Here is a 26,635-nt window from a genome sequence, read left to right as displayed (position 1 = left end):
AACATGGTTCATTGAAATATTCAATCTTAAAGAAGGCTTGTTCTTCAAAAAATTCATTTCTTGCCCTCAGAATCTAGCAAAGTAGCTATTCAATAAATTTTTTCTCTGAATCCAAAAATTTATAAAACCTATTTAACAAATCTTCCTTCGTAGTTGGGGTATCTTGGGGCATATAAGTAATAAAACTTGTCATATCTTCAGGATAATCATGTCTATCATAAAACTCTGCAATTCTATTTAATAGTTCATCCTCATCAGTAATCTTTTCTTTTAACTTAGATAAGTAAACGAATCTGAGTTTACTTATCTCATTCTGTAATTCTTTACTATTTTCTTCTAGATTAGGAAAGTGGAAATCTTTAATTTCAAACAAAATTTTATCTAAATCACTAGAATCTATTCCCCAAGCTAGTTCATTAACAAAAGCTTCATCATCACCGGCTTCCATTAGTTCCACCGCATAATCAGAAATGACATTCGGTTCGAAATATTTTTTATTTACACCGGTATAAATAGTTTTCCAATCATACTTAAGACCTTTGTTCTTAAAATCTATTAAATCCATATAATTCTCCTTTTACTTTTTGGGAACTTGATTTGGTTTCCCTGTAACAGTACCATTTTCAATAAATCTTCTATGACTTACATTTCCATTTGGTTCAACAATCCACTCAAAGACACCTTTTTTACCACCGTTGCTTCCTTCTATTTGGAAGAATATTCCACTAATACGATCTCCTCCTACTAATGGAAATTCATCAGCAAATCTTGAGTAATTATCAACAATATCAGAAAAGCCATGTTCCTTAGGGACATGAGGAAACTCTTTTACTATGATAGGCTTTCCTTTTTCATCTCTTCCCCAAATAAGTTTTACTTTATCAATCTTTTCTCCACTTCCAACTCGCTTTCCATCAATAACAGGTTCCTCTAATTCCTCAATTACTTTTGGATTATCTCCGCTGGTTTTATTGCTGGTATTATCCATCCCTTTAGTAGCATTTTCCTCTTTATTAAGTTTACCATTCTCTTTAACTTTATTAATACGCTCACCAGAAGATGGAGAAGACTCGAATTTTTGAAGAGTATCCTTAGCATTTTGAATCGATTTATCCCAAACCAATCCACCATGTACAACAACACCAACACCAGCCGCTGTAGCAACTGCATCTAATGGAAGAACAATTGGTGATGCTAACCCACCACTTCCTACTTCTGCGACAAGTGTTAAGAAATTAGCCCCACCTACTAAAGATGTAGCCATGTTGCAAGAAATTTCAAATCACAGCACAACACAAATCACACTAAAATACATTGGTATCAACAAAGAAAAAAAAGATAATATTCTTGATACATTTCAAATTTAATTTATTTAGAATTACTATTTTTTAATTATATTTTCGAAAAAACGTTAGATTATACATTTTTTCTTTGTTATATTTAAAGAATAATTGGAGTATTAAAATCAACTGATAGAGGTGTTTGCGTGGAATTATTTGAGTATTATAAAAAAAAGGGGAAGTTTAAGTGTTTAATTGGAACTGGGCTTTTTCTTTATGGATTAATTGGTATGTATAATACTTGGGGTAACATTAATTGGGGACCAGTAATCTTAATTATTATAGCTTCTCTTGTATTTTTTAGTATTGGATTTTGGCAATTAAGCAAAGGAAATTTACTAGAAAAAAATATAGTTAAAAATGATTTAACATTTTGGGATATTGATACTTATGTTTTGTTAGAATTACCCAGCAATAATAAACATTTAGGTTTATATACTCCTGATGGAAGATATGTAGCAGGAACAAAGATGATTTCTTCAACATTACCTATTTTAAAAAATAAAGAAGTTTTTGGATTAGAAGCAAGTGATGGAGAAATTCTTGCATACTTTCATAGTGAAATTGAAAATTATGATTGGGCTATTTATGATTCAAATTATAATTGTGTAGGTATGTTTAAAGAAAATATGATACAAGGATTTGGAATGGTACGTGGTTCTTTAATAAATGAAAAAGAGATAAAACTTTCTGAGATAGAAGTTGAATTTGATTTTTTTGAAACATCTTTTCGTACAATAGATGATCGTATATTAATAAACTGTAAAAAAGGATATATGCCTTTAGAATGGAGTGAAAAATTCGGATTAAATGTACCTATTATTAAATTAGGTAATAATATTTCTAATGCTGAAAAGATATTTGGTTTAGGTATTCTTATTTATATTTTAGAAACTATTAAAGTAAGAAAAAGTAGGATTTTTAATGATTAGAATTAAATTATTATAAAATTTATTAAATGTTTTATTAAGAATCACCAAAAGTGAAAGTAGCTCTAAAATCAATTTTTATTGTATATTTTGGAGCTACTTTACGTTTACTTCTTAAAATTAATAAGCATGTATTACCAAAACCAACTAGAAATAGAATTGGCAAACAGGTAAAAATCAATTGCCATTTTTTATAGCTTTGTATGTATTTGAATTCCTTTTGCTTTCTCTTCTTTACCCTTCACACGTACAATTAAATCATATGATCCGGGTTTTGGCGCTTCAAAAGAAAGCAAACCTTCTTTTTGAGAAGTGACTTCTTCTTCATAAATGACCTTATCATCTTTTGTGACTTGCAATAAAATCGTACCTTCTTCAACTGCTGCCTCATAAGGAATTTCCACATTTCCTTTTTCAGCTTTAAGCGTTTGTAAATCGTAATACCCCTGCAAAGAACCAATTGTTAAAGTCGTTTCGCCATTTTTTTGAACCTTTGTGACTTTTGTTGCTGTATTACATGCGCTTAACAATACAACAAGAGTCAAAATGAGAAATGAACGAAGTAATTTCATAGAGAGTCCCCTTCCTTTAAATATATATGTCTTAACATTCATTCATTAACTATTTCAAAAACACTAACAGCTTAAAAAATCACCGTGTTTCTTCAACTTCTTTTTTAAATAATTTTTGAAACTCTAATTCTGTTTCATTAATAAAACCAAGATGTAAAACACTAGAAATATCTTCATGATTCAAAAAGAAATTATACTCCGAAGAAATATTACCATGAGGAAAATAACAACATACATAATCCCATGTTCTTTTTGTTTCAGAATCCATCTGTTTTCTTCCATAAATCATTAATGGATGTTCCCAATCTTTAAACATTACAACAGAACCTATTGGAAGTAATTCTAACTCTAAATTTTGTACCATCTTAGTTTCCCCTTCTTAAAATAGCCTTTTTTATAATGAAATAAGTAATAGAAAACAACAAACAAGTACCAATTGTACCAAAAACTGCAACCGAAATGTTACCTGCTAATGTTTCATTTGGATCCAATGCATTAGGTAAAATTGTACCAAAAATTGCAATACAAGCTAATATAATCATAAGATATTTAAAATTTTTCACTTTTTTATTCATACTAATTATCTCCTTTATTCCTTAACACTAACTTCTAAACCAAATCCCCATAAACCTACACCAGGACCAAATGGTGCATGGAATTTGAATCCGCTTTTTCCAGCTTCAAAAGATCCCCCGAGTGTTCCAAGCGATGCTGATCCCCCAATTTGTAACTTTTTATCCATAAATGGAATAGGAATTTTTATAGCACTCTCATATTTTACTAGAGTAGCTTCAGCTCCTATATGTAAGTTTCCATTTTCCACATGAGCACCTAACTCTGCAGTAGCAATCGCTACTTTAGCCTCAGCTCCTATTCCAAATCCTTTAATATTCTCTTGTTCTATTCCAGCTTGGGCTACTGTAAAACCAACCATAGGTCCATAGGTTTGTTCTCTCTTTTCTTTATCTTTTACATCAAATCTATCATAAGTACGAGAACTTACAAATGGCTCTGCTTCAAGTGTAAGACCTTTAATAAATATACCACCATATCCCTTTTCCTCAGTAAATGATTTTTCATACTTTTTACCATTTATTATACTACCAATTCCTTTTACAACTACTCCAGTAATTGTTGCTACTCCATTAGCTGTTTCCTCAGCTTTTTCCTTTACCTCTTTTGAATCCATCAAAAACCAATCATTTTTAACAGCTTCTTTTTCAATTTGAACAGCATGAACTTTATCTTCTGATTTTTTTTGAATAGCCACCGTCCATTCCATATTTAATTCTTTCACACTAAATATCCCTGTTAAAGCATTAAAACCTTTTCCACTTTGGACTTCCGCAAGACCTGCAGCAATACTCGCTGCTAATTGAATTGCTGTACTATAATTATTACTAGAGGTCTGATTGAATTGATACAAATGATCCAGCTTTTCTTGCAGTTTTTTCCTCATAACAATAAAAAGATTTACCATAGCATCCATACCCGGAATTGGCATAGCTTGATTGACAGCTTCCATACTTGTTTTCATTCGATCAATTTCTCGAATTTGTTCTAACACTTCTTGTTCAATAACATCAGTTGAAGCTACCTGTGATTGAAATTGACTTGGAAAGGCATTATTCTGACGGATTAGTTCTTCACATAAGTAAATAATTCCTTGTGCTAGAGGACGAAAAGTTTGTACAAAAAATGATTTTGCACTGCTATACGTTTGCCCTTGTAACACAGTATCAATTGCAAAAGCATCAATCGACTGAATCGCTTGTTCCATACCTTGAATGGTGGCCGTACATACAGCATTCATACTTTGAGTTTGGTTCTGTACTTCTCCCAAATACATATTTAAACTCATGAATTAGCCTCCTTTACTAATTGTTGTTGCTGATATGAAAGGGCGTTTTCTAAATTACTAAGATCTCGTTTCTCTTTAAACAATGTTTCTTTTTTGTTTTCCAATTCAAATGTTACTTTTCGTTCAATATGTTGTGCATCTTGATACGTATTCAAAAAAAACTGGGACATTTCTCTATCACCATGCCAAGTTCCTAAAATTCGTTCAAACAAACGACGATTTCGACTCCTACATTCATAAAAATCTGCTTCCGCTTGTTCCTGAGCTTGAATCGCGAATTGATTTCGGTCCTGTTCTTCAAATACATTTCGTAACTTTAGATTTAACTCTTTAATTTTATTTTCAATGTCTCGACCCATCTTTTTCCTCCTACTATTTTACTTTACGTAGGTTGTCACATCAGCGAAAAGTATTGTGAAGTTCGTTATCCATTCTCTCAAATTCTTTAGCTACCGAATGAATATTATCAACCGCTTGCTGGAAGGCAGCGGAAAATTGTTTCGTCAAGTCTAAAACTTGCTGATTCGCTTCTTGTGATTTGAAATTAACAGACAACGTTGTACGCGCCGCCTTTGTTATAGAACGACTGGTTGCACTTTGAATCCTATCAGAGGCTGATCCCATTTTCGTAGCAATTTGCGTTGCTGTTTGTAAATTACTTTGAAATTGTCCCATTCTTTCAAACCCTTTCTATAAGTTTTCCAAACGCATCAAAGAAATCTCATTAAATATATATCCCTATCAATCGCTCGCTAGGCATGCAATCAAATGAGCCATACAATATAAGCTGTATGGCTCATTTGAAATGCTTGTTATATAGAATAAAGCGTTTTTAATTCAAACCGAAATTACGTGATAATTCTTCATCATGAGAAGCAACAGCCTCTGCAGTTTTATTAAGCTGCATATTAATTTCTTGTAATAGCTGTGCAAAGTTTTGTACTTTTGGCTTTAATTGATTGAACTGTTGGTCAAAACCTTCGAAAGCACGACCTTCCCATTCTCCTCTTAATTCATTTTGTAAGTTTTGTAGTTGACTTAAAATGTCCTCAATTTGATTTGCACCTTGTCCATATCGAGCCGCTTTCGATTTAAGCTCCTCTGGTGACATACGAATTTGTCCAGCCATTTTCATTTCCCCTTTAATACATAATGAGCAAAATATATATTGGTTAATTTTACTAAACATATTATAATCTATTATTCTGAACTTTTAAACGTTTTATCTTTCTACTGAATATTAGAATATGAATATTCAATTCTAATCATTAAATATCCTACTTTTTCTTGCTTTACAAGATTTCATGAAAAAAAGACCACCAAAAGGCAGTCTCTCAAAATTCAACCCTATTCCTAATCCCGCACTCCACCGCATTCCCATACAAATACTTCGCAACGATAATATCTACTACAGCCAAACCAACTGATTTGAAAATAATAATCTCTTCATCATTTTCGCGTCCAGCTTTTCCCCTTATAATTTAACCAATTTCGGCGTGGAGATTGCTAGTTTTATCAAAATTTGAAGGTTACCTGTTTCTAGATCCTATTCAATTAAGCAATCCTACAAATGCCTCTTTTTCCTCATCTATAAAACCTTCAAATACAATTTCTTCAATAGCATCATGATTAAATAGAAATGTATAATCAGGATCAATATATTCTTCTGGATAAAAACAGCCAATATAGTCATACATTACAGGTTCTTCAACCATAAGTAGTTGTTTTCTCTCGTAAATTACAACCTTTTTTGTCCCTCCTATTTTTTCTATCCTTTAACCAACTATAAGAAGAATGCGATTATATACTTGAAATGCAACAAATTCTCTTTAAAAGCCTATACGTATTTTCCTTCCATCTTCTATATGCTTCCGTAAATAATAATACTTATGGAGTTCTATAATCATATAAAACAAACCAAACGAAAACACTGTGCATGCACACATAAATACAATTGCCCCCATCTGTTGTGTTGCAATGCTAAGAATTATATTAGCAATTAACTGCCCCGATCCCGCTGCAATAGCTGCTACTTTTACACCACCAGTTCCTTTCGATGATTTTGATTTTTTTCTTGGTTCCTGAAGTTTTTCAATATGATTTTTATAAAAATGATACAAAGCAAAACTATACAAACCAAATGAAAGAATACAATAGATAGGAGTTTGTAATTGTAACACTTCATAAGCATATTTTTGAGTTATAACTAATAATCCGACTGAACATATGGTGCCATATACTCCTCGAAATAGAGTGTATTGTAATTGTCGTTTCCGAGGATTGATAGCAATCCATATCGCCCACAAATTTAAAAAAACAACTGGAGGAGTTACTATATATACATAGAGTAATCGAAAAGGATTCGCAAACGCAGGCAAAAGAACAAACACGTCTGCCCCCAAAAGGACAAGAACAATTACGTGGACTCTTATTTCATTTACAGGATAAAGAGCCATATAATGTGCAAAAGCTTTCTTATTAAAATCTATACTTTTTTTCATGTTAATTAAACCACCCCGCTACTGTTCCAATCAGTAAAAGTTTCATAACTATTCATTCTCTCCCCCTAAATTTATCCATAATATTATGAGCAACTATATTCCATAGTAAAGAAAGTACGGTAACAAAAAGTACAGCTAAAGAAAAATAAATCCTATCCTTCCATGTATCATATACAATCATGCCTAGTACAATCATTATTAACGCACCAACACATATAACTATTTTTGAAAATTTTCGCATTCTATTATCTCGCTTCCTTCTCAAACTTAAATGAAACTCCTGCGGAATCTATAACCATACCCACCTATTACAATCTCACCTTTGGAACTTATATCATAATCACCTAATACAGGTATATAATTAGGTATCTTAATTTTAGTAATTTCCGCTTCATATGTTTGCAACACTATCAACGTTTCAAATGTCCTTTATACATTCCTTATTTAACCCCAAAACATTAAAATATGAATATTATAAAAATTAACTATCTACTTCCCATCAAAATTACGGTAATCCTATTAAGCCTGGGATTACTCCTTCTACCTTCGCCCATTCAAACGAGCACTCAACTAACATTTGATTCTTACACTTAATTTTTAATAAACCTTCTTCTTCTATCGTATTTATTTCAAAATAATCAATTATATTTTCTGTCCCTAAACCTTTTATTGTTAAATTATGAATAGCAAAGAAAGATATCTCTACATAAATTACATCCCACTTATCCCATCTTTTTGGCTTGTTTTCAACATTTTCCTTTGTCATCAATTGAATAACTAAAGTAGGACCATCTCTTTTAAGACGCACATCTAATAACTCTGATTCTTCAAACTTTGGTATTTTCCCAAAAATACTAATTAACGCTTGTGGATTTAAAAATTTAAATTGATCAATCATTTTTATACTTCCTATTTTTATTTCTCTTCTCAAAATAATAATGATCCTCCATACCATCTACCTGTCCTGTTCGTGTATTGTATTCAGGTCTTACATTATGATGCGGTGACTGATCTCCAATTCCACCTTCTCCAAACTTATGACCCTCTGAATGATCTTGAATTATAATTTTTTGACCTTTTACTTCATATGTTAATTCTCGAGTTATAATAGGCTGTTTATTATCATTTAATATCCTTTTACCATTACTATCTGTTAATGGTACCATTTTTTGACTAATCGGGTGTTGAAATCTAGGTATATTTAATTGTCTTTTAATTTCTTTTAAACTAGCTCCCCTAGATTCATGAGAATTTTCCCCCTCAATCTTCTTAACTTTGAGATAATATTAAAAAGACTTATGCGTAATTCACATAAGTCTTACTTTTGTTACTCATAATTAATTATTATTTGTCTTTGCAATCACATAAGCTAGAAAACACTTCTCAAAAGGACGAACCAATAATGCACACTCTACAAAATAGAATTGATATCCATTAAATATAATAGTCAGGATTTTCATCCATTTTAATTAAAAATTCTTCTAAAGAATCCGCTATTTTCTCATCTTCAGAGTAAATAGGACATTGACCTAATTCATTTTCCTCTTTAAATTTAATTGTTAAAAAGTTAAGTTCTGTTACTTCAAAAAACACTAATGAATCATCATCTACATCATCTAGGTTTGGATTATATTCATAAATATCTTGCCTTAAACGGAAATCTACAACTGAAATCGGGTCCATAAATCTGTTGAAAAACGTTCTTTTATCAGACTTTAAAAAACCATAACCTATTTCTTGATAAAAGCGTTTTAGTTCTTTTGGGAGTTCCATTTGTAATAAACTTTCTGCCTCATCTATCTCATCTTGATATATAGGATAGAAAATAGGTTTCTGTTTAGAACGGACACTTCTGTCTGCTACAACATATTCTTTCAAAAAATTAAACATAATTTTTACTACCTCCTATTAAAGAAGGGCTGTTTTCAATGCTTCCTCAAGCATTGTGTTGCAATCATTATATGTATTCATCACTGTACCAGATGGTTTATCAAGTTCTAAATAAGTACCATCAGATAAGTTTTTACAGAACCATGCTATATTTGAATCTCCAAGGAAAAGATACTCTTTTTGAAATTCATTTTCATACCAAATCTCATTGGTTTCTATAAGCCCGCAAATTGATTCGTCCCTTTCTGTATCCAACAAATAAGAGTCAACTCCATAAAGTACTAGCCCGTTAAAATCTAATCCATTTACAGTTTTAAGAAACTCCTCATATTCACTCGGGAGGTCAACATTAAAACTCTTTTTCATGCGTTCTCTTAATTTCTTAACTTCACTATCTGTTGCTGGTGTATTCAGTTTATCATTAAAACTTTTCTCTATTTTTTCAATTTCTAAAACCAGATTTTTCCACATATAAATTTCACCATTGCTTCAGCTTGAATCAGTTCAAAAATTTCTTTTTCATTTCCCTCATAATTGTTTAACATTCTTAGAATTTTTAAATCCTTTACATCCATGTCACTAACTCCTATCAATTATTTTAGGACTTTCTTTTACATGTTTGCTTCTGAATCCCATACCTCGATAAATTCAAAACCTTTTAAATCACTTTCTAACAATGTATTTCTAAATTCATCTGATACAAAAACGGAAGGAATATGTAATATTTCATTTAAGTAAACTTTAAATATTGTTTGGTTCTTAACCATATTAGGTAAGAATGCGTATTTTTTGAAATCTATTACTAAGCCAGAACGTAGTTTCTTTAGTATAGCTTTCTCATAGTCAATAGCATCTATTGCATTTAAAACGTTAATTATATAATACACTTCTCCCGTCACATCATGAATTAGGGGAAGAAATTCTACATTATCACCAAGTATAGACTCTAAAAATTTTTTAGCTTTCCCACTAACCATTGGTGTACCAACTTCTCCCCAAAAATGAGGCAAATCACTTTGATTTCCTTCTTCTACACATTTAATACGTATTTCTCCCCATGAATCAGATGCTTTTACTGCCGAGTCAATTTTTCCTTCAAAATACTTTTTAGAATCTTCTTCTAAGTTCAATAGTTGAAAGGATTCATAGTCATCAAATGAACTCTTTAATTCCCAAATTTTCATTTTTACTCTCCTTTGTTATTTTTCTATTATAAGATTACTCTTTCTTCGGTTTATTTAATTTTAATTCACCATTCAATAAACGTTCTCTTATATCATGTAAGGCGTCAACAGCATCTTCTTGAGTACCGCCCCGTTTCTTAACAAGACTTAATACTCTCTCTACTTCAAGTATATACTCTGAACTATGCTTCCCTATGTGTAAGACTTCAGTAGTCACGTATTTATTAACTTTATAAGGTAAAAATACTCCATTAGCCGCCGAATCATGGTCTATCCCAAATTCCTTTAATAATTTTTGTGCCTTTTCTGCCCTACTATCATTCCAAGGTGTTAGATGATGTGCTGCATTAGAATATGGGGGTGGTTCAATCCCTGCATCTTTTCCCCCATGCTCCAATCGTTTTTTCTGCGTTATGAATCCCTCCAAAACCAGGATGTAGTGGCAGCGGAACACCAACAGCTTGACCACCACCAATATGGTGATGGACTAATTTAGTTCCACGTAATCCGGTAAAATCATATTGTAGAAATTCCCCTCTAAATCATTAAGGATTTAGAGGGGAATTTCCTTATCACATAAGTAATATCATTTCTTATTAAATTTACTGTGTATCAGTTCAAAGAATTTATTTGCACCAAGTGAAATTGCGCCAATAATAAGAACACCAATAATAAAATAAATCTTTTTAAATAAGTTGTAAGGAGATAAAATAGCAACTACAAGAAGTATTATAATTGCAACGAATGTGACTAATTTCCCAACTTTAAATACTTGCATATCAGCTTTCCTCCTTCTGGATAAAAACAGCCAATATAGTCATACATCACAGGTTCTTTAACCATAAGTTTTTGTTTCCTTCCATAAATCACAATACTTAAAATTCAATAAACCCCTTTAAAAGGTTTCATGTGTTCTACCCCCATCTTCTATATGCTTCCTTAAATAATAGTACCTATGGAGTTCCATAATGAAATGAAACAAAATAAACGAAAGCATGGAGTATACACACATTAATACAATTGCTACCATCTTTTGTGTTGCAAAACCAAGACTGATATTAGCAATGAGTTGACCCAATCCTACAAAAGCCACTACTCCGAAACTAGAGTTTTTTTTTCGATGATTTTGATTTTTTGATTGATTCCTGAAGTTTTTTAATATGATTTTTATAATAATAATACAAAGCAAAAATATACAAACCAACCGAAAAAATAAAATAGATAGGAGTTTGTAATCCTAACATTCCATATGCAAACTTTTGGGTTATAACTAATAATCCTACTGAACATACGATGCCAAATACCCCACGAAATAGAGTGTATTGTAATTGCCGCTTCCTAGGATTTATAACAATCCATATTGCCCATACATTTAAAAAAGCAACTGGTGGAACTATTATGTACATATATATCGGTTGAACAGGATTCGCAAAAGCAGGCAAAAGCACAAATATATCTGCTATCCCAATCACAAGAGTAATTATAGTCGATCTTATATCATTTACAGCATAAAGAGCCATATAATATTCAAAAGCTTTTTTATTAAAATCTGTATTTTTTTTCATGTTAATTAAACCACCCCGCTACTGTTGACCAAGCTTTTTTCGAACCCGTTTTCACCCTATCCTTAATACTATTATCTTCACCATCACCATCTAAATCAACATCCCATTTTACACCTTCTGTGAAATATTATTCCCTTCTCGAAAAGAAGATCAACCCATTAATAAAATCTAGGCTTATCAAAAATTTCAAAAAGCCAAAGATTTTGCTGGGATCGAATCTATTGGGACTCACACCATGTGCAAAACCTTCGGCTATTGGTTCTATAAACAAACAAAAGATTTCGCTATGTTGTAAGAAATACTCAATCATAGCACCTCATAAATTACACTTAAAATATATTGGTATCAATAAGGAAGAAAAAGATAATATCTGAGCTACATTTCAAATTTAAAAAATAAAAAGGGCATATCCCTTTTAGAATTGCCCTTTACCTTAAAAGTATATGTCAGCTTATTATTTATTTCTTTTCACAAAATGATGAATCCCTTCAAAGATTACTTCTTTTAAAGCTTCTGGATAATCCGAATAGCCTTCTTTTTCCATAATTATCTCCAACACTTCCCTTAAATTCCCATCAAGTATTATAGTAACTCCTGGCGTTAGTTCACCAGTTTCTTCATTTTTAAATGTTTCTTTTATCATAACTACTTTATTTTCTTCCATGACCTAATCCTCTCTAACTAAATAGTTTTTATTCTCATCTTCCCAATATCTATATTCATAGGGTACTTGTTCATCAAATCGCTGTAAATAACCTCTCCAGTTATTCGGAATATATTCTTCAAAAGATATTGATTCCGGATAATTAGAATAAAAAATTAAACGCTCAAAGTCTATTAGGAAACATGGATTATAATCATAATAGGCTTCTTCTCTATTAGTTCTTAGTTCCCTTAAAAATTCTAACCTAATATCTTCTGTAAATCTTTTATATTTTTCTATTCTTTCTAAAAAGTTAGCTATTGTAGTCTCATTTAAAATACTAATGCCTTTTCTTTCCTCTGGATATTCACTAGGAGAATATCCAGCTTGATTATAATCTAAATACCATAAATCCGATTCAGTTATATACCAATTGAGCTTATTTTTATATTTTACACCTACTATAATATTTTCGGCGTATAAAGGCTTAATCATTTAACACGCTCTCCTCTCTTACTTAATAAGTTTAGCATTCCGTCCGTATTCTACCAACCACCGACTAATGGGGTCAGGTAATTCGTATGCAACACCTTCAAATCCATATTTATCAAAAATACCCTTGTCAACAATCTTAGGAGCTGTTCTACCTTGGTTAAGTGGATTAGTTTTATAACCCTTCTGAGAAATCGCATTTTCTCTAATTAAACCATCTAAATACTGTGGTACATCAAATTCTACAATATATGAGTCTGCTCGTTTATTTTTGAAATATGTAGAGTGATCTTTTCCAGTAGATACATTTAAATTATGATCTGCCCTCCATTTACTATTTAAAGAGAGTGTACCATCATCATTAACTAAAATTAACTCTTTACTATCACCACCTTGAACCCTACGATAAGTAACGTTTTCTTCTCCTACACTAGTTCCGCTGACTTTCTTATTAACTTCACTTGTACCTTTAGCTGCATTTACTTTCTCAACAGGTACTTTTTTAGTTTTATTTACAACCTTAGTAGCGTCAGCAGTCATCTTTACACCCTTACCAACTTTCGAAATTTTTCCAATTGGGGTAAGACCAGCTACTACCATCCCACCAGCTAAAAATCGGTCCAAAGTAGACAGTTTTTCTCCAGATGATGGATCAACACCATCCCAAGCCCGACGAATATCATATTCACCACTTATTTCACCAGCTATATCCCTTGCTAGTTTTTTACCATCAAAACCTTTTTCTTCTGATTCCGATGAAAATCTACCATCAATTGCTCCTTCTTCAATTGTACCACTATTTAGAAGGTTATCAGACTGACGTGCCCTCTCTTCTCCAATCGATTGGATAGAAGTTGTCCAATCCATATTCAACCCTTGTGTACTAAATGTGCCACTTGCGGGACTAAATCCTTTTCCACTTTGAACTTCCGCCAAACCCGTCGCAATGCTAGACGCTAGTTGGAGTGCAGTATCATAATTACTACTAGAAGTAAAATTAAATTCATATAGATGTTCTAATTTTTCTTGCAGTTTTTTCCTCATGACAGTAAAAAGATTCGCCATAGCGTCCATACCCGGGATTGGCATAGCTTGACTAATGGCTTCCATACTTGCTTTCATTCGGTCAATGTCCCGAATCTGTTCTAATATTTCTTGTTCAATAACATCAGCCTGAGCTACCTGTGATTGAAATTGACTTGGAAAAGCATCATTCTGACGGATTAATTCTTCACACAAATAAATGATTCCTTGTGCCAAAGGTCGAAAGGTTTGTACAAAAAATGCTTTTGCACTACTATATGTTTGCCCTTGTAAAACAGTATCAACTGCAAAAGCGTCAATCGACTGAATGGCTTGTTCCATACCTTGAATAGTAGCGGTACATACAGCATTCATGCTTTGAGTTTGGCTTTGTACTTCTCCGAAATACATATTTAAACTCATGCATTGACCTCCCTTGCTAATTTTTGTTGTTGATAGGAAAGGTCGTTTTCTAAATCACTAAGGTCTCGTCTTTCTTTAAGCAACGTTTCTTTTTTGTTTTCCAATTCAAATGTGACTTTTCTTTCAACATGTTGTGCATCTTGATATGTATTCATAAGAAACTGAGACATTTCTCTATCACCATGCCAAGTTCCTAAAATTCGATCAAACAAACGATGGCTTCGACCTCTCCATTCATAAAAATCCGCTTCCGCTTGCTCCTGAATGTGAATCGCGGATTGATTTCGGTCTTGTTCTTCAAATACACTTCTTAACTTTTGATTTACTTCATTAATTTGTTTTTCAATATCTTGACTCATCTTTTTCCTCCTACTATTTTACTTTACGTAGGTTGTCACATTAGCGAAAAGTATTGTGGAGTTCGTTATCCATTCTCTCAAATTCATTAGATACCGAATGAATATTATCAACCGCTTGTTGAAAGGCAGCGGAAAATTGTTTCGTCAAGTCTAACATTTGTTGATTCGCTTCTTATGCTTTGAAGTTAACAGATAATGTTGTACGCGTCGCCTTTGTTATAGAACGATTTGTTGCACTTTGGATTATATTCGAAGCTGTTCTCATCTGCGTAGCAATTTGTTGTGCCGTTTGAAAATTACTTTGAAATTGTCCCATCACTCAAATCCTTTCTCTAATTTTCAGAACCTGCCAAAGAAATCCCAATAAATATATGAAAATTCCCTATCAATATCACTCTTTTTAAACGTGTGTCCAGCTAAGTTGGGCACGCAATCAAATGAGCCATACAATATAAGCTGTATGGCTCATTTGAAATACTTGTTATATAGAGTAAAACAATTTTTATTTCAAACCGAAATTACGTGATAATTCTTCATCATGAGAAGCAACAGCTTCTGCAGTTTTATTAAGCTGCATATTAATTTCTTGTAATAGCTGTGCAAAGTTTTGTACTTTTGGCTTTAATTGATTGAACTGTTGATCAAAACCTTCGAAAGCACGACCTTCCCATTCTCCTCTTAATTGATTTTGTAAGTTTTGTAGTTGACTTAAAATGTCCTCAATTTGATTTGCACCTTGTCCATATCGAGCCGCTTTCGATTTAAGCTCCTCTGGTGACATACGAATTTGTCCAGCCATTTTCATTTCCCCTTTAATACATAATGAGCAAAATATAAATTGGTTAATTTTACTAAATATATTATAATGTATTATTTTGAACTTTAAAACATTTTATCTTTCTATTGAATATTAGAATATTAATATTCAACTTTTTCTTACTTTACAAGATTTTATGCAAAAAAGACCACCAAAAGGCAGTCCCTCAAAACTCAATCCCATCCCGCGCTCCACTACTTTCTCATACAAATAATTCGCAACGATAATATCTACTACAGCCAAACCAACTGATTTAAAAATAGTAATCTCTTCATCATTTTCGCGTCCGTTTTCCCCCGCTTAGGATTTGTCCAAGTTCGGCGTGGAGATTGCTAGTTTTATCGGAATTTGAAGATCACCTGTTTCTAGATTCTATTCAATTAAGCAATCCTACAAATGCCTCTTCTTCCTCATCTATAAAACCTACAAATATAATTTCTTCGATATCCTCATGATTAAATACAAATGTATACTCAGGATTAATATATCCTTCTGAATAAAAACAGCCAATATAGTCACACATCACAAGTTCTTTAATCCCAAGTTTTTGTTTTCTTCCATAGTTATTTATGTGAATTCAGCTCGTTTTTTTGTTTTGGGTGAAAAATTTTTTTAACTTGATAGCAATGTGGTGCTGCACCATCGCTATCAAGCTAAAATTTTATAGTACCCCCAGAACGAAATTTTGTATTAACTTGTAACAAAAAATCTCATTTTTTCGTTTTGGGGTGATTCTGAATTCTTAAGTTGATAGGCATGTGATGCTATCCCAATCAAGAAAGTTTTTGAAAGTAAACTAATGAATAATAATTTACATTAGATCTCTTTAAAAAGTGTAAAAAACGACCTTTAATCAATCGTTTTTTTTACATTTCTTTGTTCTAACACTACAGAAAATATAAGTACTATAGTTAACACCATTATAAACCTTACTTCACTTCCATCACTTACAAAAAATGAATACAAAGTATAAATTAAAATTAATATTCCATAAATAATTTTGTGCAATGAACTCCCCCCTTTTTTCGTAAATTTTTTAGTATAAAAGTTTAATTCAAGTTCTATATCAAAATGAAAAGCACCTGTGATATACACAAAGTGCTTTTCTCTTGTCAATTTATCTAGTTTCTTTTTATAAACTCAAACTTCTTCGAATTGTACTTTTCTAGAGTTTGCTGCAATTCATTTTGTTCATATGGAATATGTTTATCTGTCTGTACATCTTCAACATTTGCTCCATCTAATAATCTCTTGTACTTAAAAGAGTGCCTTGTTAATATTGTAATCAATTTTGTATTGCCCTCCTTTTGTTTGATTACTTGTATCATAAAACAAGTATCTGAAGTTGATATGTAGTCTATCTAGAGTGTATGTAAATTTAAAAAATCTCAAACAAAATGTTTATCTTGTAACGTTACCACCAAAACTATTGCTCCAAACAACATGATTTGAAGAGACAGTTCCCCATGTTCTAGCCTCAATTCCACCTACAGTTCTATATTAAGTAAAACTAGTTAATCCCTATAATATAAAAAGAGCACCACCTTTTGGATGCTCTTCGTTATAACTATATATTATTTAATTTCCTTCTTTTGTTTGTACCATTTTTCCTTCTTGAGAATCTGTACCTTCTGTTCTTTCAACAGTTTTTGCATGTTCTCCAGGTTGTGATTCTGTACCTTCTTTTGTTTCTAACATTTTTCCTTCTTGAGAATCTGTACCTTCTGTTCTTTCAACAGTTTTTGCATGTTCTCCAGGTTGTGATTCTGTACCTTCTTTTGTTTCTAACATTTTTCCTTCTTGAGAACCTGTACCTTCTGTTCTTTCAACAGTTTTTACATCTCCTTTAGGAGTTGCTGGCACTGCATCTTTAGGTACATCAAAGTTTTTTGAGAAAGACGTTGTTCCATCTGCACTCATTGTAACCCATTGATTCGAACTATTTTCATTTGACTTTAAATTGTCCATTTTCGCATCATCTGCACCTCCCGCTACTAATCCTGTACTTAAAAGTGCTCCTGCTAATAATGTTTTAATCATTTTTCATTACCTCCTGTTTATTTGTAATATTCATCAAAAAAGTATCTAGAGTTAATGTTTTAGTCATTATCTTTATCTACTTGCTTTTTGATTACATTTAGCATAAGACAAGAATCTATAGTTGATATGGACTGTATCTGGAGATTACGTAAAGAAAAATAGATGATCAGTTGTATATCTTAATGGGTGTTTAGATAAGATTGAAACTTTATATGAGTTTGAACAATTGAGTTACCCTTTGTTTTTGGTTGTGAGGTTTTTGGCTGGGGTGAAGCGTATCGAGGAGCTAACCCTTTCTAATTTGAAAGTAAACTTTTAAATAAAAGTTTACTTTGGGAAATAGATTAAAAATTTTTTATTCATATCATTAGCAAACATAAATGTTCAATAAAGATACTTAATTACAAATACAATTATTTGATTTATAATTATATTTAGAAAACAGAATGGAAAGGTCTTGGTAATATGTTGGGTATTGATGTTATAAAAACAACAGAGGAATTAATTATTAAATGGCAATTAGCAAAAGTTAATATTCCATTAAATGAAATTATTGAAGTTACTGAAGATGATACTTATGCTGGCGTTGAAAAAAATGATGCAATTCGAATTGGGACACCTTATGCTACAACTGATCGCATCTTAATTAAAACTAAAAAGCAAGATTATGTATTATTTACTACTAATAAAGTTTCAATTTTAAATAAAATAAATGTTTAATAACTTGATTGGTGTATAATGATAATAAAGTTATTGAATTTTGATTAATAAAAGCTAAGAGCCTTACTACATTCGACGTAGCAAGGCTCTTTAAAGTTGTTTCAAATTACATCCACCTGTTTATATAATACTTAAAAAATGAATAATAAAGTTGTTTTACTTCTTATTGAACTAACGCATCTGTTCGTTTAAATGTAACTCTTCACAATTCCTTGATATTATATAGGTGAATAGAAAGATAAATTAAAATTTAGTTTAGTAGTTGTAAAAGTAGGTTATTTATATTATTCTCTTAAAATTTTTCAAAAAGGAGAATTTATGAAAAAGATTATTGTTTTTGTATTAACGATATTTATATTATTCTCAGGATTCGCAACACAAAGTTATGCGTTGTCAGATTCGAAATCTGCGGCAATACAAGCGTTGCTAGATGATGCCTGTCGTATATCAGGTGTGCCGGGAATGTCAATCTCAATACTTGCTGATGATGAAGTGTTCTACTTTTCTTCAGGGTATGCAGACCGTGAAAAGGGGTTGTCTGCAAGTGAAAATACACTCTATGAGTTAGCCTCGGTCAGTAAAGCTTTTACCGGTATGGGTATTATGCTGTTGGAGGAGAAAGGGCTGCTCTCAATGACTGACCCTGTCCAAAAATATTTACCTTGGTTTACGTTAAAGTATCAAGGGAAACCTGTTGATATGCAAAGCCTTACACTAAATAACTTTCTTCACCATACCAGTGGTCTAACAAATATTAGGCATACTCAAAATATTCCACAAGGCAATACACCAGATATGTTGCAAAAGACTGTGGAAATGCTCGTGGATGCTGAATTGGCGTTCCCTCCCGGTGAACAGTATAACTATGGAACCGTTAATTATGACGTATTGGGTTTGGTTATTGAGATTGTGTCGCGACAAAGCTATGAAGACTTTATGAGGGAACAGGTATTTCAGCCGTTAGGTCTTCACCAGACGTATGTTTATAAAGAAGATGCTCAAGCCACTGGACAGTTGGCACAGGGCTATCGTTCTTCCTTTTTTATGACAACTCCATTTAAAGCTCCGGATTATGCTGGGAATAAACCCGCAGGCTACATCATTTCTAATACAAAAGATATGGCGCGTTGGATGGGCATACAGATGGGTATCGTGCAGGACATACCCGAAATATTTCACACGGTTATCGAAAAATCACATAGGGGTGATATGTCTGTTTCGGCTGTCAACGATATGTATTATGCGGCAGGCTGGTCGGTAAACGCCGACCAAACGATTATAGAACACACTGGGGGCAATCCAAATTTCAGAACCGAAGTAGCCATACTGCTAAATGAACGAACAGCCGTCTGCTTGCTGAGCAACGGCGCAAATACCAATATAAACCTGGTACTAAAAGTTAAAGATATATTAGACGGCAATCTAACTCAGTCATATGAAATAAGCGGCACACAGCTTTTGGATATTATTTTGTCGTCTATCACAATTATTCTTTGCCTATTGGCCGTTTTGCTATTTCTCTTAGGATTACGCAGAAGGAAAACGAATGAGCGGCAGCCAATGACAAAAAAGAGAATAATCGTAACAGTTATTTTCCTGATCGCTACAATTGCCTTGGGTATACTGTGCTGTGCTTTCGATTGGTCAACGATACTTATTTGGCAAACATATAGTGTTCTTACAGCTTTGATTTCGTCAGCATTATTAACAGCAAGCATTACATGGTTTGTATACACTCACCGATAAAATACCTCGCTCCCAAGATAAGCATAATGTTAAGTAATTAAATTTCAATTTATCGGTATGCTTAATTTGAAAAACATAAGACACTTCGGTGTCTTTTTTAATATCATCGATAATTTTCCCAGTCAAACCTAATTCCTATTGCTTCCACTAACCTGCTCCGTTCGTGGAATAAGGATTTTTAAACAACTATATTATTTTTTAAATGACTTTATTAAAAATTAAACAACTTTATGATTTCTGCACAATTGGGGTGCCATACCCAACATAATATGAAAAATCTCAATCTCATTTTTATAGGATGAAATGAGATTGAGACTCTTTTTTTGTTTATTTGCTGGATAATGGAATGGTAACTAAAAATTCTACGCCTTGTTTGGTATTATTTATAGAATACCTGATAAAAAGGGATTCAAAAATTTGTTTTACAATATATAACCCTAATCCACTCCCTCCCGTATTTCGATTTCTTGACTTTTCGATTCGATAAAATGGTTTGAAAATATGTTGTAAATCTTCCTCTTTTATTTTGGCACCTGTATTGATAACTCGCATTTGGATGTTGTTTTGTTTAGAATCCTTTGTTAACTTTATATAGACTTTTTCGTTATACGGTGAATACATAATCGCATTATGAATGATGTTTTTACAAGCTTTTTCTAAAAGAACACAATCCGTATAAATAAAAATGTCAGAATCGATTTCTTTTATTATTTGAATGCCTTTTTGAGAAGCAAAAAATTCGAGGTTTTTTGTGATTGTATCTATTGATTTCGAAAGGTTTACTTCTTCCACTTGAAGTTTAAAGGTATGTTGTTCTAATTTTGACATGCTTAAAATTTCGCGAACTAGTTGTTCCAGACTTTCAATTATTTGATAATTTTTCTTTAAATATTGGTCACGATTTTTATAAGGGCCGATATTATATATCATCCCTTCTAAGTATCCTTTCATAACAGTAAGAGGAGTTTTTAATTCATGTGCTACAATAGCAAAGAATTCCCTTCGCTTTGTTTCTAATTCTCTTTCTTTTTCAATATCACTTTTTAATTGCTGATTCGCTTTTTGTAAATCAAAAATTGCTTGTTGTAAATTTATGGACATATCATTCAAGCTATTGGACAATTCCCCTAGTTCATCCATAGAACGAACCTCAATTTTTTCGGAGAAATCCAAGTTAGCCATCTTTTGTGCGCCTTTATTAATATAAATAAGTGGTTTAGTAATAAACCTTGAATAGAGATAAGCACTTCCTAAACCAATAACCAGTACAATGATACTAATATAGGGTAGAAAACGTACCAAGACCTGTGAAGCTTCATCGATTGGTTGAAATGTTGCGAACACCACAAGCGTTAAGTTAACATCTTGGAATTGTATTGGCTTGGTAGCCTCATATGAATTACGAGATTGAGCCAAACGCTTTATTGGTACTGTTGTAACAAAACCTTTTGCTGGAGTACCCCCCTGAACAGTACTCCCCCGAACAGTACCCTCTTGAATAGTACTCCCTTGAATAGTACTTTGAAGAAAAGGATAATAAATAAGCCTTCCCTCATTATCTTGAAGATATATCACTGCATTATTTTTTTGTGCGTATTCATCAACAAGTGATGTTGCATTTTGAAGCGTAAGATCTTTAGATTTATCAATTATTTCTTCGATTCCCGTTTGAAGCTGATCTGTTTTGTATTTCTCATAAAATTTAGGGAGAAAGAAGTATAAAGTTACATAAATTAAGGTTGCAAAGGCTAATAAAATGAGGGATGTAGTCATAAAGAGTTTATAGGTAATTCTCTTCATCTTCACGATTTTTACAATCCTATTCATCGATTTTATAACCAATGCCCTTTACTGTTTTAATATAGGGTATATTTAATTTTTTTCGTATGTTTTTCATATGTGTATCAATCATGCGTGTGTCTCCGGCATACTCATATCCCCAAATTTTTTCTACGATATTTTCTCTTGTAAGTACCTTTTTTTCATTTTGAAGTAGTAATTGCAAAATTTCAAATTCTTTTGTCGTTAGGGGAACTTCAACTTTATTTACATATACTTTATATGCATCGCCATCGACATGTAGTTCTCTAAATACAAAATGATTATCCGTACTTTGATTATTACTTCTTCTCAGTACTGCTTCGACTCGTCTCATCAAAACATGAAAAGAAAAAGGTTTCGTAATATAATCATCGATTCCAAGATCAAATCCTTTCATTTGATCTTGTTCTTCTTCTAGCGCAGTTAGCATAATAATTGGTATATTTGACTGACTTCGAATCATTTTGGCAACTTCAAATCCATTCAGGTTTGGCATCATCACATCTAGAAGAATTAAATCGAAGGACTGCTTATTAAATTGTTTCATGCCCTCTAATCCATCTGATGCAACTATAACTTTATACTGTTGTGTCATTAAAAATTGTTTAATTAATTCTTGTATTTCTTGATCATCTTCTACCACCAGAATGTGATAGTTCTTCATAATATCACCTCTTGTAGTCATTATAACCTTCCAATCTGGAGTTGATGTGGAGACGTATTAGAAACACTATAAAAACTTCACAAGAAAACTACATGTATTTCAAATCGGCTCCAGATGCATGAGATAGGTTATATACATAACAAGACAGAGGGAGGTAATTAAGATGTCACTAGAAGCAAACATCATTCTTTTTTTATTAGATGTACAACTGTTGATAGCCCCTCATTCGAATAATAGACGCATAAAAGAGAAAAAACAAAAATTGAAACTAGCACCGTGCTTAAACAAACACACAAGTGTAAATAAAAGAAAACTATATAAGTCTAGTGAACAAAAATAGGGAGGGTCAAATTGATTCTCTCTATTTTTGTATTCAATAATTAGGTACTGAAAATCTTTACTATAACTCTAGATTAACTCCATATAGAATACAGATTAAGTTTGTATGATACATGTACCAAATAGAAAGGGATGATACATGATGTTGACGATTTACACAATCTATCCAAATTTATCTCTTCCTTCTTATTTACACACAAACCTATTACCATCCATTCTCACGAGAACCAGGCTCTAAGTTTATAACAAAAGAGTAAATAAGCTAATGGATGGTTATTTTCCCTTGTTGCCAATTTTGCAAAGCACCTGTATAACATGCATGCTACTATGTACATTGAATACTTTATTTGATGAGAGCCGAATAGGCTCTTTTTTTAGAAATCAGCTCGAGGTGGGTTTGGATATCGTTATATATACATTCATAGAAAAATCCAAATATAATATTATCCCTACGAAAAAACAGTTGATTTATGTCTAAACCATACCTAAGGGTAAAATTTCCTTTTTTGAAATGATGATTCCTAAATATCACATTCATACATCGTAATTCAAATATCAAGATGAAAATATTCAATTGTAAATTAAAGGAGAAAGGGATGTTCACAATGGGACACTATGATACAAATCAAACAGAAAGCAATAGGAATAAGGTCTATAAAAAAACAGGGTATTTTTTCACTGGAATAATTAGTGCAGTGATTGGTGCAATTACCATTGGATTGACCACCCCTTATATAAATGAAATCAAAGGAAGTGCAGGTCAATCTCCTAAGCATAACGAAGTGAATCAGGCTACGCCGATCTCTTACAAACCAGAAGATGTGAGTAATCCTCAAAATATGATTGAATCTGCAAAAGAAGTTGTCGTAGGTGTTATTAACTATAAACAAAATGCAGATTCATTTAATACGCAAGATCAATCAAAAGAAGCTGGTTCGGGATCAGGGGTCATATATAAAAAAAACGGCAATAAGGCTTTCATTGTTACAAATAATCATGTGATAGACGGTGCGAATAAAGTAGAAGTGAAATTGAATAATGGTAAAAAGGTTCCCGCTAAAGTAGTAGGGACAGATCCATTATTAGATTTAGCAGTATTAGAAATTGACGGGGCAGATGTAAAAAGAGTCGCAACACTTGGAGACTCAGAAAAAATTCGTACAGGGGAAACGGTAATAGCTATTGGGAATCCATTGGGGTTAGAAGGTAGTGTAACAAAGGGGATTATTAGTAGTAAGGAACGAGAAATACCTGTTAGTACCCTTGGAGATCAGCAAGTTGATTGGCAAGCACAGGTAATTCAAACAGATGCAGCTATTAATCCTGGGAATAGTGGAGGAGCTTTGTTTAATGAACAGGGTGAAGTCATTGGAATTAATTCGAGTAAAATTGCACAACAAGCTGTTGAAGGAATTGGATTTGCAATTCCGATTCATATAGCCAAAACGATCCTAGAGTCTCTTGAGAAAGATGGAACAGTTAAACGTCCGATGATGGGTGTACAGTTATTAGATGTGGAGAAAATGACAGATTCTGCACGCAATCAATTAAAATTACCAAAAGAGATATCAAATGGTGCAGTATTGAGGAATATCTCACACCGATCACCAGCAGAAAAAGGTGGATTGCAACAATATGATGTTGTGATTGCATTAGATGGACAAAAAATAGAAAATGTCGTTCAATTCCGTAAATATTTATACAAAAAGAAAAAATTGGGGGATACAATTAAAGTAACAGTTTATCGAAATGGTGAAAAAATAACAAAAACCGTGAAATTAGCGGATTAAACAAGTGCCGCTTAAAAATATAGCCACCTTTTGGTGGCTTTTTTTTATGTGCTTTTTGTATGAGTACTAGATATATCAGAGGTGGTAAATGTGATGAAGCAAAAAGAATGCCCACATTGTTATTCCATGCAGGAGGCTAATTTTCTAGCTATAGTATCTCATCCTGTACTGTATGGGTCATAAATAAAGGGAGTTATCCCTTGTTTGTATTCCTTCCTCTAGTTAATCAAATGGTGACTGTATTTATTTTATATTTATTATTACTCCGTTTGTCCTCATTCCACAATAAATGGACTGACTCCTTACTAATATTCAAAATTGATTACGTATTTTAATTTGTGTTCCAGTTTCTCTTGACTATATTAATGAATCACTACATATACACTCCAGATAAGCCCTAATATCTTTAGATAATCTACTGAATATCTTCATATAAACTCCAGATAGTGTATATAGAATAACAACTATCAAGGAGGTTAGGAAAAATGAATTTTATAAAACGTGCAATTCTCAGTATGAAAAAAAGAATAGGAACATCATTAATTTTGATGGCGGTCTTTCTGATTGTTACAAACTTAGTGCTGGCAGGATTCACAATCCAAAATGCATCAAAAAAAGCTGCTGATTCAGCAAGAAAAAAACTCGGTGCTGATGTTACTTTAAGTCTTGATTTTGATAAATTAGGAAAACAAGCAAGGGAAACTGGAGAAAGGCCTAATCCGCCGCAGCTCAATACAAAAGAAACAGATCAAATAGCGAAGTCCAAGCATGTAAAAGACTATAATTATATAACCCATAATTTCGGAATTGCAGATGGATTTAAATTAGTAGGAGTTTCAGAAGGAAAAGGAGAAGGAGAAGGAAAAGGTAGAGTGGCAATGGCGGGAGGATCAGGTTCAGGTTCAGAAATAGATATGAATTCTTCTCTTATGATAGAAGGAGTTCGCAAGACTTTATTACAAGAAAGCTTTAAAAATGGAAAAAGTAAAATCGTTGATGGAAAACCAATTACAGAACAGATGCAAGATCAGAATGTAGCTTTAATGGAAAAACGATTAGCGGAACAAAACAATTTGAAAGTAGGGGATAAAGTTAAAGTTCAATCAGGGGATAAGAAGGAAACTCTTGAAATTGAAATTATCGGTATTTATGAAACGAATGAGCAACCAATGGGTCAAAATCCCCCTCCTATGATGAATCCAGCTAATAAACTATATATGCCTTACTCTACTTTAAAAAAATTAGAAGTAGATGAAGGTATGAGTAGTATTCAAGTTGTGTACTTATTGAACGACCCACAATACATTGATGCATTTAAAGAAGAAGCAAAAAAATCTGATATTGATTTTAATTATTTTAAGTTAGATGCACATGATTCATTGTACAAACAAATGATTGGTCCTATCGAAAATATTGCTTCTACTTCTCAAATGATTATCTATATGGTATCTATTGCAGGTGCGATTATCTTAGGATTAATCATTATGTTATCGATTAAAGCACGTCGTAAGGAAATGGGGATTTTATTATCTATTGGAGAGAAAAAATGGAAACTGATGGCGCAGTTCGTAGTAGAAGTAGGATGTATTGCTATTTTAGCATTTGGATTATCCCTAACAACAGGAGCTAAAGTTTCTCAATTCGTAGGGGATAACTTACTTTCGAATGAAATTGCAACAGCAAGCGAAGAAAAAGATAATTCACAAAATGGTAGTGTAATGATGGTTGGAGCTGGTGGTACTCCACAAAACCAAAACGAAGATCCAATTGATAAAATTGATGTAAGTGTAACAGGAGAGGATGTAGGGAAAATGGGGGGAATTGGACTAGCTATTGCTATATTAGCAACTATTTTGCCAGCACTATCTATTCTACGCTTAAACCCAAAACAAATCCTTTTAAAAGATGAATAAGGA

General features: G+C 32.4%; 34 protein-coding genes and 10 pseudogenes. 8 read left to right on the top strand and 36 right to left on the bottom strand.

Going from position 1 to position 26,635, the window contains the following annotated elements; genetic code table 11:
• Window positions 1–85: 85 nt before the first annotated feature.
• Both MHI26_RS04995 and MHI26_RS04990 read right to left on the bottom strand, forming a co-directional pair.
• Window positions 86–565 carry a DUF2247 family protein gene (locus MHI26_RS04995; protein WP_000364135.1) on the bottom strand — a complete coding sequence of 160 codons (480 nt, stop codon included), beginning with the start codon at window positions 563–565 and terminating at the stop codon, window positions 86–88.
• 12 nt (window positions 566–577) lie between these two features.
• Window positions 578–1,255: pseudogene (locus MHI26_RS04990) on the bottom strand (hypothetical protein); the annotation flags it as partial.
• On the opposite strand from MHI26_RS04990, the pseudogene MHI26_RS04985 reads away from it, so the two are divergent.
• A pseudogene (locus MHI26_RS04985) lies at window positions 1,248–1,367 on the top strand (tyrosine-type recombinase/integrase); the annotation flags it as partial. The pseudogenes MHI26_RS04990 and MHI26_RS04985 overlap by 8 nt on opposite strands.
• 119 nt (window positions 1,368–1,486) lie before the next feature.
• Entirely contained in the window at window positions 1,487–2,272 is a 786-nt protein-coding gene (locus MHI26_RS04980) for a hypothetical protein (protein WP_000418486.1), read from the top strand.
• Window positions 2,273–2,460: 188 nt separating this feature from the next.
• Here MHI26_RS04980 and MHI26_RS04975 read toward each other — a convergent pair whose 3' ends face one another.
• The 21 genes and pseudogenes from MHI26_RS04975 to MHI26_RS04875 form a co-directional block, all read right to left on the bottom strand.
• Window positions 2,461–2,841, bottom strand: a complete 381-nt coding sequence (locus MHI26_RS04975) for a BA_1872 family lipoprotein (RefSeq protein WP_000771855.1) — start codon at window positions 2,839–2,841, stop codon at window positions 2,461–2,463.
• Between the two features lie 79 nt (window positions 2,842–2,920).
• Window positions 2,921–3,205, bottom strand: coding sequence for a DUF4176 domain-containing protein (locus tag MHI26_RS04970; RefSeq protein WP_061665890.1), 285 nt, complete (start codon window positions 3,203–3,205; stop codon window positions 2,921–2,923).
• 1 nt (window position 3,206) lies between these two features.
• Window positions 3,207–3,416, bottom strand: a complete 210-nt coding sequence (locus tag MHI26_RS04965; protein ID WP_001036917.1) for a hypothetical protein — start codon at window positions 3,414–3,416, stop codon at window positions 3,207–3,209.
• A 14-nt stretch (window positions 3,417–3,430) separates the two neighbouring features.
• Window positions 3,431–4,702 carry a T7SS effector LXG polymorphic toxin gene (locus MHI26_RS04960; RefSeq protein WP_061665891.1) on the bottom strand — a complete coding sequence of 424 codons (1,272 nt, stop codon included), beginning with the start codon at window positions 4,700–4,702 and terminating at the stop codon, window positions 3,431–3,433.
• Window positions 4,699–5,061 carry a DUF3958 family protein gene (locus MHI26_RS04955; protein ID WP_061665892.1) on the bottom strand — a complete coding sequence of 121 codons (363 nt, stop codon included), beginning with the start codon at window positions 5,059–5,061 and terminating at the stop codon, window positions 4,699–4,701. The genes MHI26_RS04960 and MHI26_RS04955 overlap by 4 nt, the downstream gene beginning before the upstream one ends.
• 40 nt (window positions 5,062–5,101) lie before the next feature.
• The gene (locus MHI26_RS04950; RefSeq protein ID WP_000529664.1) at window positions 5,102–5,377 is read right to left on the bottom strand and encodes a TIGR04197 family type VII secretion effector; all 276 of its coding nucleotides are present in this window, start codon (window positions 5,375–5,377) and stop codon (window positions 5,102–5,104) included.
• 157 nt (window positions 5,378–5,534) lie between these two features.
• On the bottom strand, window positions 5,535–5,831 hold the full coding sequence (locus MHI26_RS04945; RefSeq protein ID WP_000918592.1) for a WXG100 family type VII secretion target: 297 nt from the start codon (window positions 5,829–5,831) through the stop codon (window positions 5,535–5,537).
• A 205-nt stretch (window positions 5,832–6,036) separates the two neighbouring features.
• Window positions 6,037–6,216: pseudogene (locus tag MHI26_RS04940) on the bottom strand (ornithine cyclodeaminase family protein); the annotation flags it as partial.
• Between the two features lie 36 nt (window positions 6,217–6,252).
• Window positions 6,253–6,474, bottom strand: coding sequence for a DUF4176 domain-containing protein (locus MHI26_RS04935; protein WP_061667979.1), 222 nt, complete (start codon window positions 6,472–6,474; stop codon window positions 6,253–6,255).
• Between the two features lie 57 nt (window positions 6,475–6,531).
• Window positions 6,532–7,203: a hypothetical protein gene (locus tag MHI26_RS04930; protein WP_061667978.1), complete on the bottom strand. Its 672-nt coding sequence runs from the start codon at window positions 7,201–7,203 to the stop codon at window positions 6,532–6,534.
• A gap of 505 nt (window positions 7,204–7,708) precedes the next feature.
• Window positions 7,709–8,101 (bottom strand): immunity 50 family protein, encoded by a 393-nt coding sequence (locus tag MHI26_RS04925; RefSeq protein ID WP_061667976.1) that lies wholly within the window; start codon window positions 8,099–8,101, stop codon window positions 7,709–7,711.
• Window positions 8,094–8,369, bottom strand: coding sequence for an HNH/endonuclease VII fold putative polymorphic toxin (locus MHI26_RS04920; RefSeq protein ID WP_000249010.1), 276 nt, complete (start codon window positions 8,367–8,369; stop codon window positions 8,094–8,096). Before MHI26_RS04920 ends, MHI26_RS04925 begins: the two co-directional genes overlap by 8 nt.
• Before the next feature lie 268 nt (window positions 8,370–8,637).
• Window positions 8,638–9,093 (bottom strand): SMI1/KNR4 family protein, encoded by a 456-nt coding sequence (locus MHI26_RS04915; RefSeq protein ID WP_000481686.1) that lies wholly within the window; start codon window positions 9,091–9,093, stop codon window positions 8,638–8,640.
• An 18-nt stretch (window positions 9,094–9,111) separates the two neighbouring features.
• The gene (locus MHI26_RS04910; RefSeq protein WP_061667975.1) at window positions 9,112–9,564 is read right to left on the bottom strand and encodes a YrhA family protein; all 453 of its coding nucleotides are present in this window, start codon (window positions 9,562–9,564) and stop codon (window positions 9,112–9,114) included.
• A complete protein-coding gene (locus tag MHI26_RS04905; protein ID WP_000382634.1) occupies window positions 9,543–9,668 on the bottom strand; it encodes a hypothetical protein in 126 nt (41 codons plus the stop codon). The genes MHI26_RS04910 and MHI26_RS04905 overlap by 22 nt, the downstream gene beginning before the upstream one ends.
• Window positions 9,669–9,704: 36 nt before the next feature.
• Window positions 9,705–10,277 (bottom strand): imm11 family protein, encoded by a 573-nt coding sequence (locus MHI26_RS04900; protein WP_000707082.1) that lies wholly within the window; start codon window positions 10,275–10,277, stop codon window positions 9,705–9,707.
• A 34-nt stretch (window positions 10,278–10,311) separates the two neighbouring features.
• The gene (locus MHI26_RS04895; RefSeq protein ID WP_000399811.1) at window positions 10,312–10,674 is read right to left on the bottom strand and encodes an AHH domain-containing protein; all 363 of its coding nucleotides are present in this window, start codon (window positions 10,672–10,674) and stop codon (window positions 10,312–10,314) included.
• Window positions 10,643–10,756, bottom strand: a pseudogene (locus MHI26_RS04890) (hypothetical protein); the annotation flags it as partial. The pseudogene MHI26_RS04890 and the gene MHI26_RS04895, both read right to left, overlap by 32 nt.
• Before the next feature lie 107 nt (window positions 10,757–10,863).
• Entirely contained in the window at window positions 10,864–11,055 is a 192-nt protein-coding gene (locus MHI26_RS04885; protein WP_061667974.1) for a hypothetical protein, read from the bottom strand.
• A gap of 11 nt (window positions 11,056–11,066) precedes the next feature.
• Window positions 11,067–11,159 (bottom strand): annotated as a pseudogene (locus tag MHI26_RS04880) (DUF4176 domain-containing protein); the annotation flags it as partial.
• Between the two features lie 13 nt (window positions 11,160–11,172).
• Window positions 11,173–11,842, bottom strand: a pseudogene (locus tag MHI26_RS04875) (hypothetical protein).
• Between the two features lie 127 nt (window positions 11,843–11,969).
• Here MHI26_RS04875 and MHI26_RS04870 point away from each other — a divergent pair.
• Window positions 11,970–12,216: pseudogene (locus MHI26_RS04870) on the top strand (tyrosine-type recombinase/integrase); the annotation flags it as partial.
• A gap of 80 nt (window positions 12,217–12,296) precedes the next feature.
• On the opposite strand, the gene MHI26_RS04865 reads toward MHI26_RS04870, so the two are convergent.
• From MHI26_RS04865 to MHI26_RS04815, 11 genes and pseudogenes are all read right to left on the bottom strand, one after another.
• Complete coding sequence (locus tag MHI26_RS04865; RefSeq protein ID WP_000392187.1) at window positions 12,297–12,506, bottom strand: hypothetical protein; 210 nt, start codon at window positions 12,504–12,506, stop codon at window positions 12,297–12,299.
• 3 nt (window positions 12,507–12,509) lie between these two features.
• The gene (locus tag MHI26_RS04860) at window positions 12,510–12,980 is read right to left on the bottom strand and encodes a hypothetical protein (protein WP_000595046.1); all 471 of its coding nucleotides are present in this window, start codon (window positions 12,978–12,980) and stop codon (window positions 12,510–12,512) included.
• 18 nt (window positions 12,981–12,998) lie between these two features.
• Complete coding sequence (locus MHI26_RS04855; protein WP_061667973.1) at window positions 12,999–14,423, bottom strand: pre-toxin TG domain-containing protein; 1,425 nt, start codon at window positions 14,421–14,423, stop codon at window positions 12,999–13,001.
• Entirely contained in the window at window positions 14,420–14,782 is a 363-nt protein-coding gene (locus MHI26_RS04850) for a DUF3958 family protein (protein ID WP_000076109.1), read from the bottom strand. Before MHI26_RS04850 ends, MHI26_RS04855 begins: the two co-directional genes overlap by 4 nt.
• A gap of 40 nt (window positions 14,783–14,822) precedes the next feature.
• Window positions 14,823–15,098 (bottom strand): annotated as a pseudogene (locus tag MHI26_RS04845) (TIGR04197 family type VII secretion effector).
• Window positions 15,099–15,284: 186 nt separating this feature from the next.
• Complete coding sequence (locus tag MHI26_RS04840) at window positions 15,285–15,581, bottom strand: WXG100 family type VII secretion target (protein ID WP_098300689.1); 297 nt, start codon at window positions 15,579–15,581, stop codon at window positions 15,285–15,287.
• A gap of 126 nt (window positions 15,582–15,707) precedes the next feature.
• Window positions 15,708–15,878, bottom strand: a pseudogene (locus MHI26_RS04835) (hypothetical protein); the annotation flags it as partial.
• A gap of 97 nt (window positions 15,879–15,975) precedes the next feature.
• Window positions 15,976–16,161 (bottom strand): annotated as a pseudogene (locus tag MHI26_RS04830) (DUF4176 domain-containing protein); the annotation flags it as partial.
• A gap of 287 nt (window positions 16,162–16,448) precedes the next feature.
• Window positions 16,449–16,715 (bottom strand): hypothetical protein, encoded by a 267-nt coding sequence (locus MHI26_RS04825; RefSeq protein ID WP_141528229.1) that lies wholly within the window; start codon window positions 16,713–16,715, stop codon window positions 16,449–16,451.
• A gap of 5 nt (window positions 16,716–16,720) precedes the next feature.
• The gene (locus MHI26_RS04820) at window positions 16,721–16,927 is read right to left on the bottom strand and encodes a hypothetical protein (RefSeq protein WP_003306416.1); all 207 of its coding nucleotides are present in this window, start codon (window positions 16,925–16,927) and stop codon (window positions 16,721–16,723) included.
• 250 nt (window positions 16,928–17,177) lie between these two features.
• Window positions 17,178–17,639 carry a hypothetical protein gene (locus tag MHI26_RS04815; protein ID WP_000598094.1) on the bottom strand — a complete coding sequence of 154 codons (462 nt, stop codon included), beginning with the start codon at window positions 17,637–17,639 and terminating at the stop codon, window positions 17,178–17,180.
• 465 nt (window positions 17,640–18,104) lie between these two features.
• Between MHI26_RS04815 and MHI26_RS04810 the strand changes: the two genes are divergently transcribed.
• Both MHI26_RS04810 and MHI26_RS04805 read left to right on the top strand, forming a co-directional pair.
• Window positions 18,105–18,359: a SunI/YnzG family protein gene (locus tag MHI26_RS04810; RefSeq protein WP_061667884.1), complete on the top strand. Its 255-nt coding sequence runs from the start codon at window positions 18,105–18,107 to the stop codon at window positions 18,357–18,359.
• A gap of 318 nt (window positions 18,360–18,677) precedes the next feature.
• The gene (locus MHI26_RS04805) at window positions 18,678–20,105 is read left to right on the top strand and encodes a serine hydrolase domain-containing protein (RefSeq protein ID WP_061667885.1); all 1,428 of its coding nucleotides are present in this window, start codon (window positions 18,678–18,680) and stop codon (window positions 20,103–20,105) included.
• A gap of 327 nt (window positions 20,106–20,432) precedes the next feature.
• On the opposite strand, the gene MHI26_RS04800 is transcribed toward MHI26_RS04805, so the two are convergent.
• Complete coding sequence (locus tag MHI26_RS04800; protein ID WP_217994014.1) at window positions 20,433–21,911, bottom strand: HAMP domain-containing sensor histidine kinase; 1,479 nt, start codon at window positions 21,909–21,911, stop codon at window positions 20,433–20,435.
• Between the two features lie 13 nt (window positions 21,912–21,924).
• A complete protein-coding gene (locus tag MHI26_RS04795) occupies window positions 21,925–22,590 on the bottom strand; it encodes a response regulator transcription factor (protein WP_061667886.1) in 666 nt (221 codons plus the stop codon).
• A gap of 163 nt (window positions 22,591–22,753) precedes the next feature.
• On the opposite strand from MHI26_RS04795, the gene MHI26_RS04790 reads away from it, so the two are divergent.
• The 3 genes from MHI26_RS04790 to MHI26_RS04780 all read left to right on the top strand — a co-directional run bounded on the left by MHI26_RS04790 (window position 22,754) and on the right by MHI26_RS04780 (window position 26,632).
• Window positions 22,754–22,930 carry a hypothetical protein gene (locus MHI26_RS04790; RefSeq protein ID WP_176520685.1) on the top strand — a complete coding sequence of 59 codons (177 nt, stop codon included), beginning with the start codon at window positions 22,754–22,756 and terminating at the stop codon, window positions 22,928–22,930.
• A gap of 595 nt (window positions 22,931–23,525) precedes the next feature.
• Window positions 23,526–24,719, top strand: a complete 1,194-nt coding sequence (locus MHI26_RS04785; protein ID WP_061667887.1) for a S1C family serine protease — start codon at window positions 23,526–23,528, stop codon at window positions 24,717–24,719.
• Window positions 24,720–25,204: 485 nt separating this feature from the next.
• Complete coding sequence (locus MHI26_RS04780) at window positions 25,205–26,632, top strand: ABC transporter permease (protein WP_061667888.1); 1,428 nt, start codon at window positions 25,205–25,207, stop codon at window positions 26,630–26,632.
• Window positions 26,633–26,635: the final 3 nt, after the last annotated feature.

It is taken from the genome of Bacillus sp. FSL K6-1218, from assembly GCF_038006445.1.
GTDB classification, from domain to species: Bacteria; Bacillota; Bacilli; order Bacillales; family Bacillaceae_G; genus Bacillus_A; species Bacillus_A thuringiensis_S.
The sequence above is the reverse complement of the archived record's forward strand: the minus strand, read 5'-3'. Positions and strand labels throughout refer to the sequence as shown.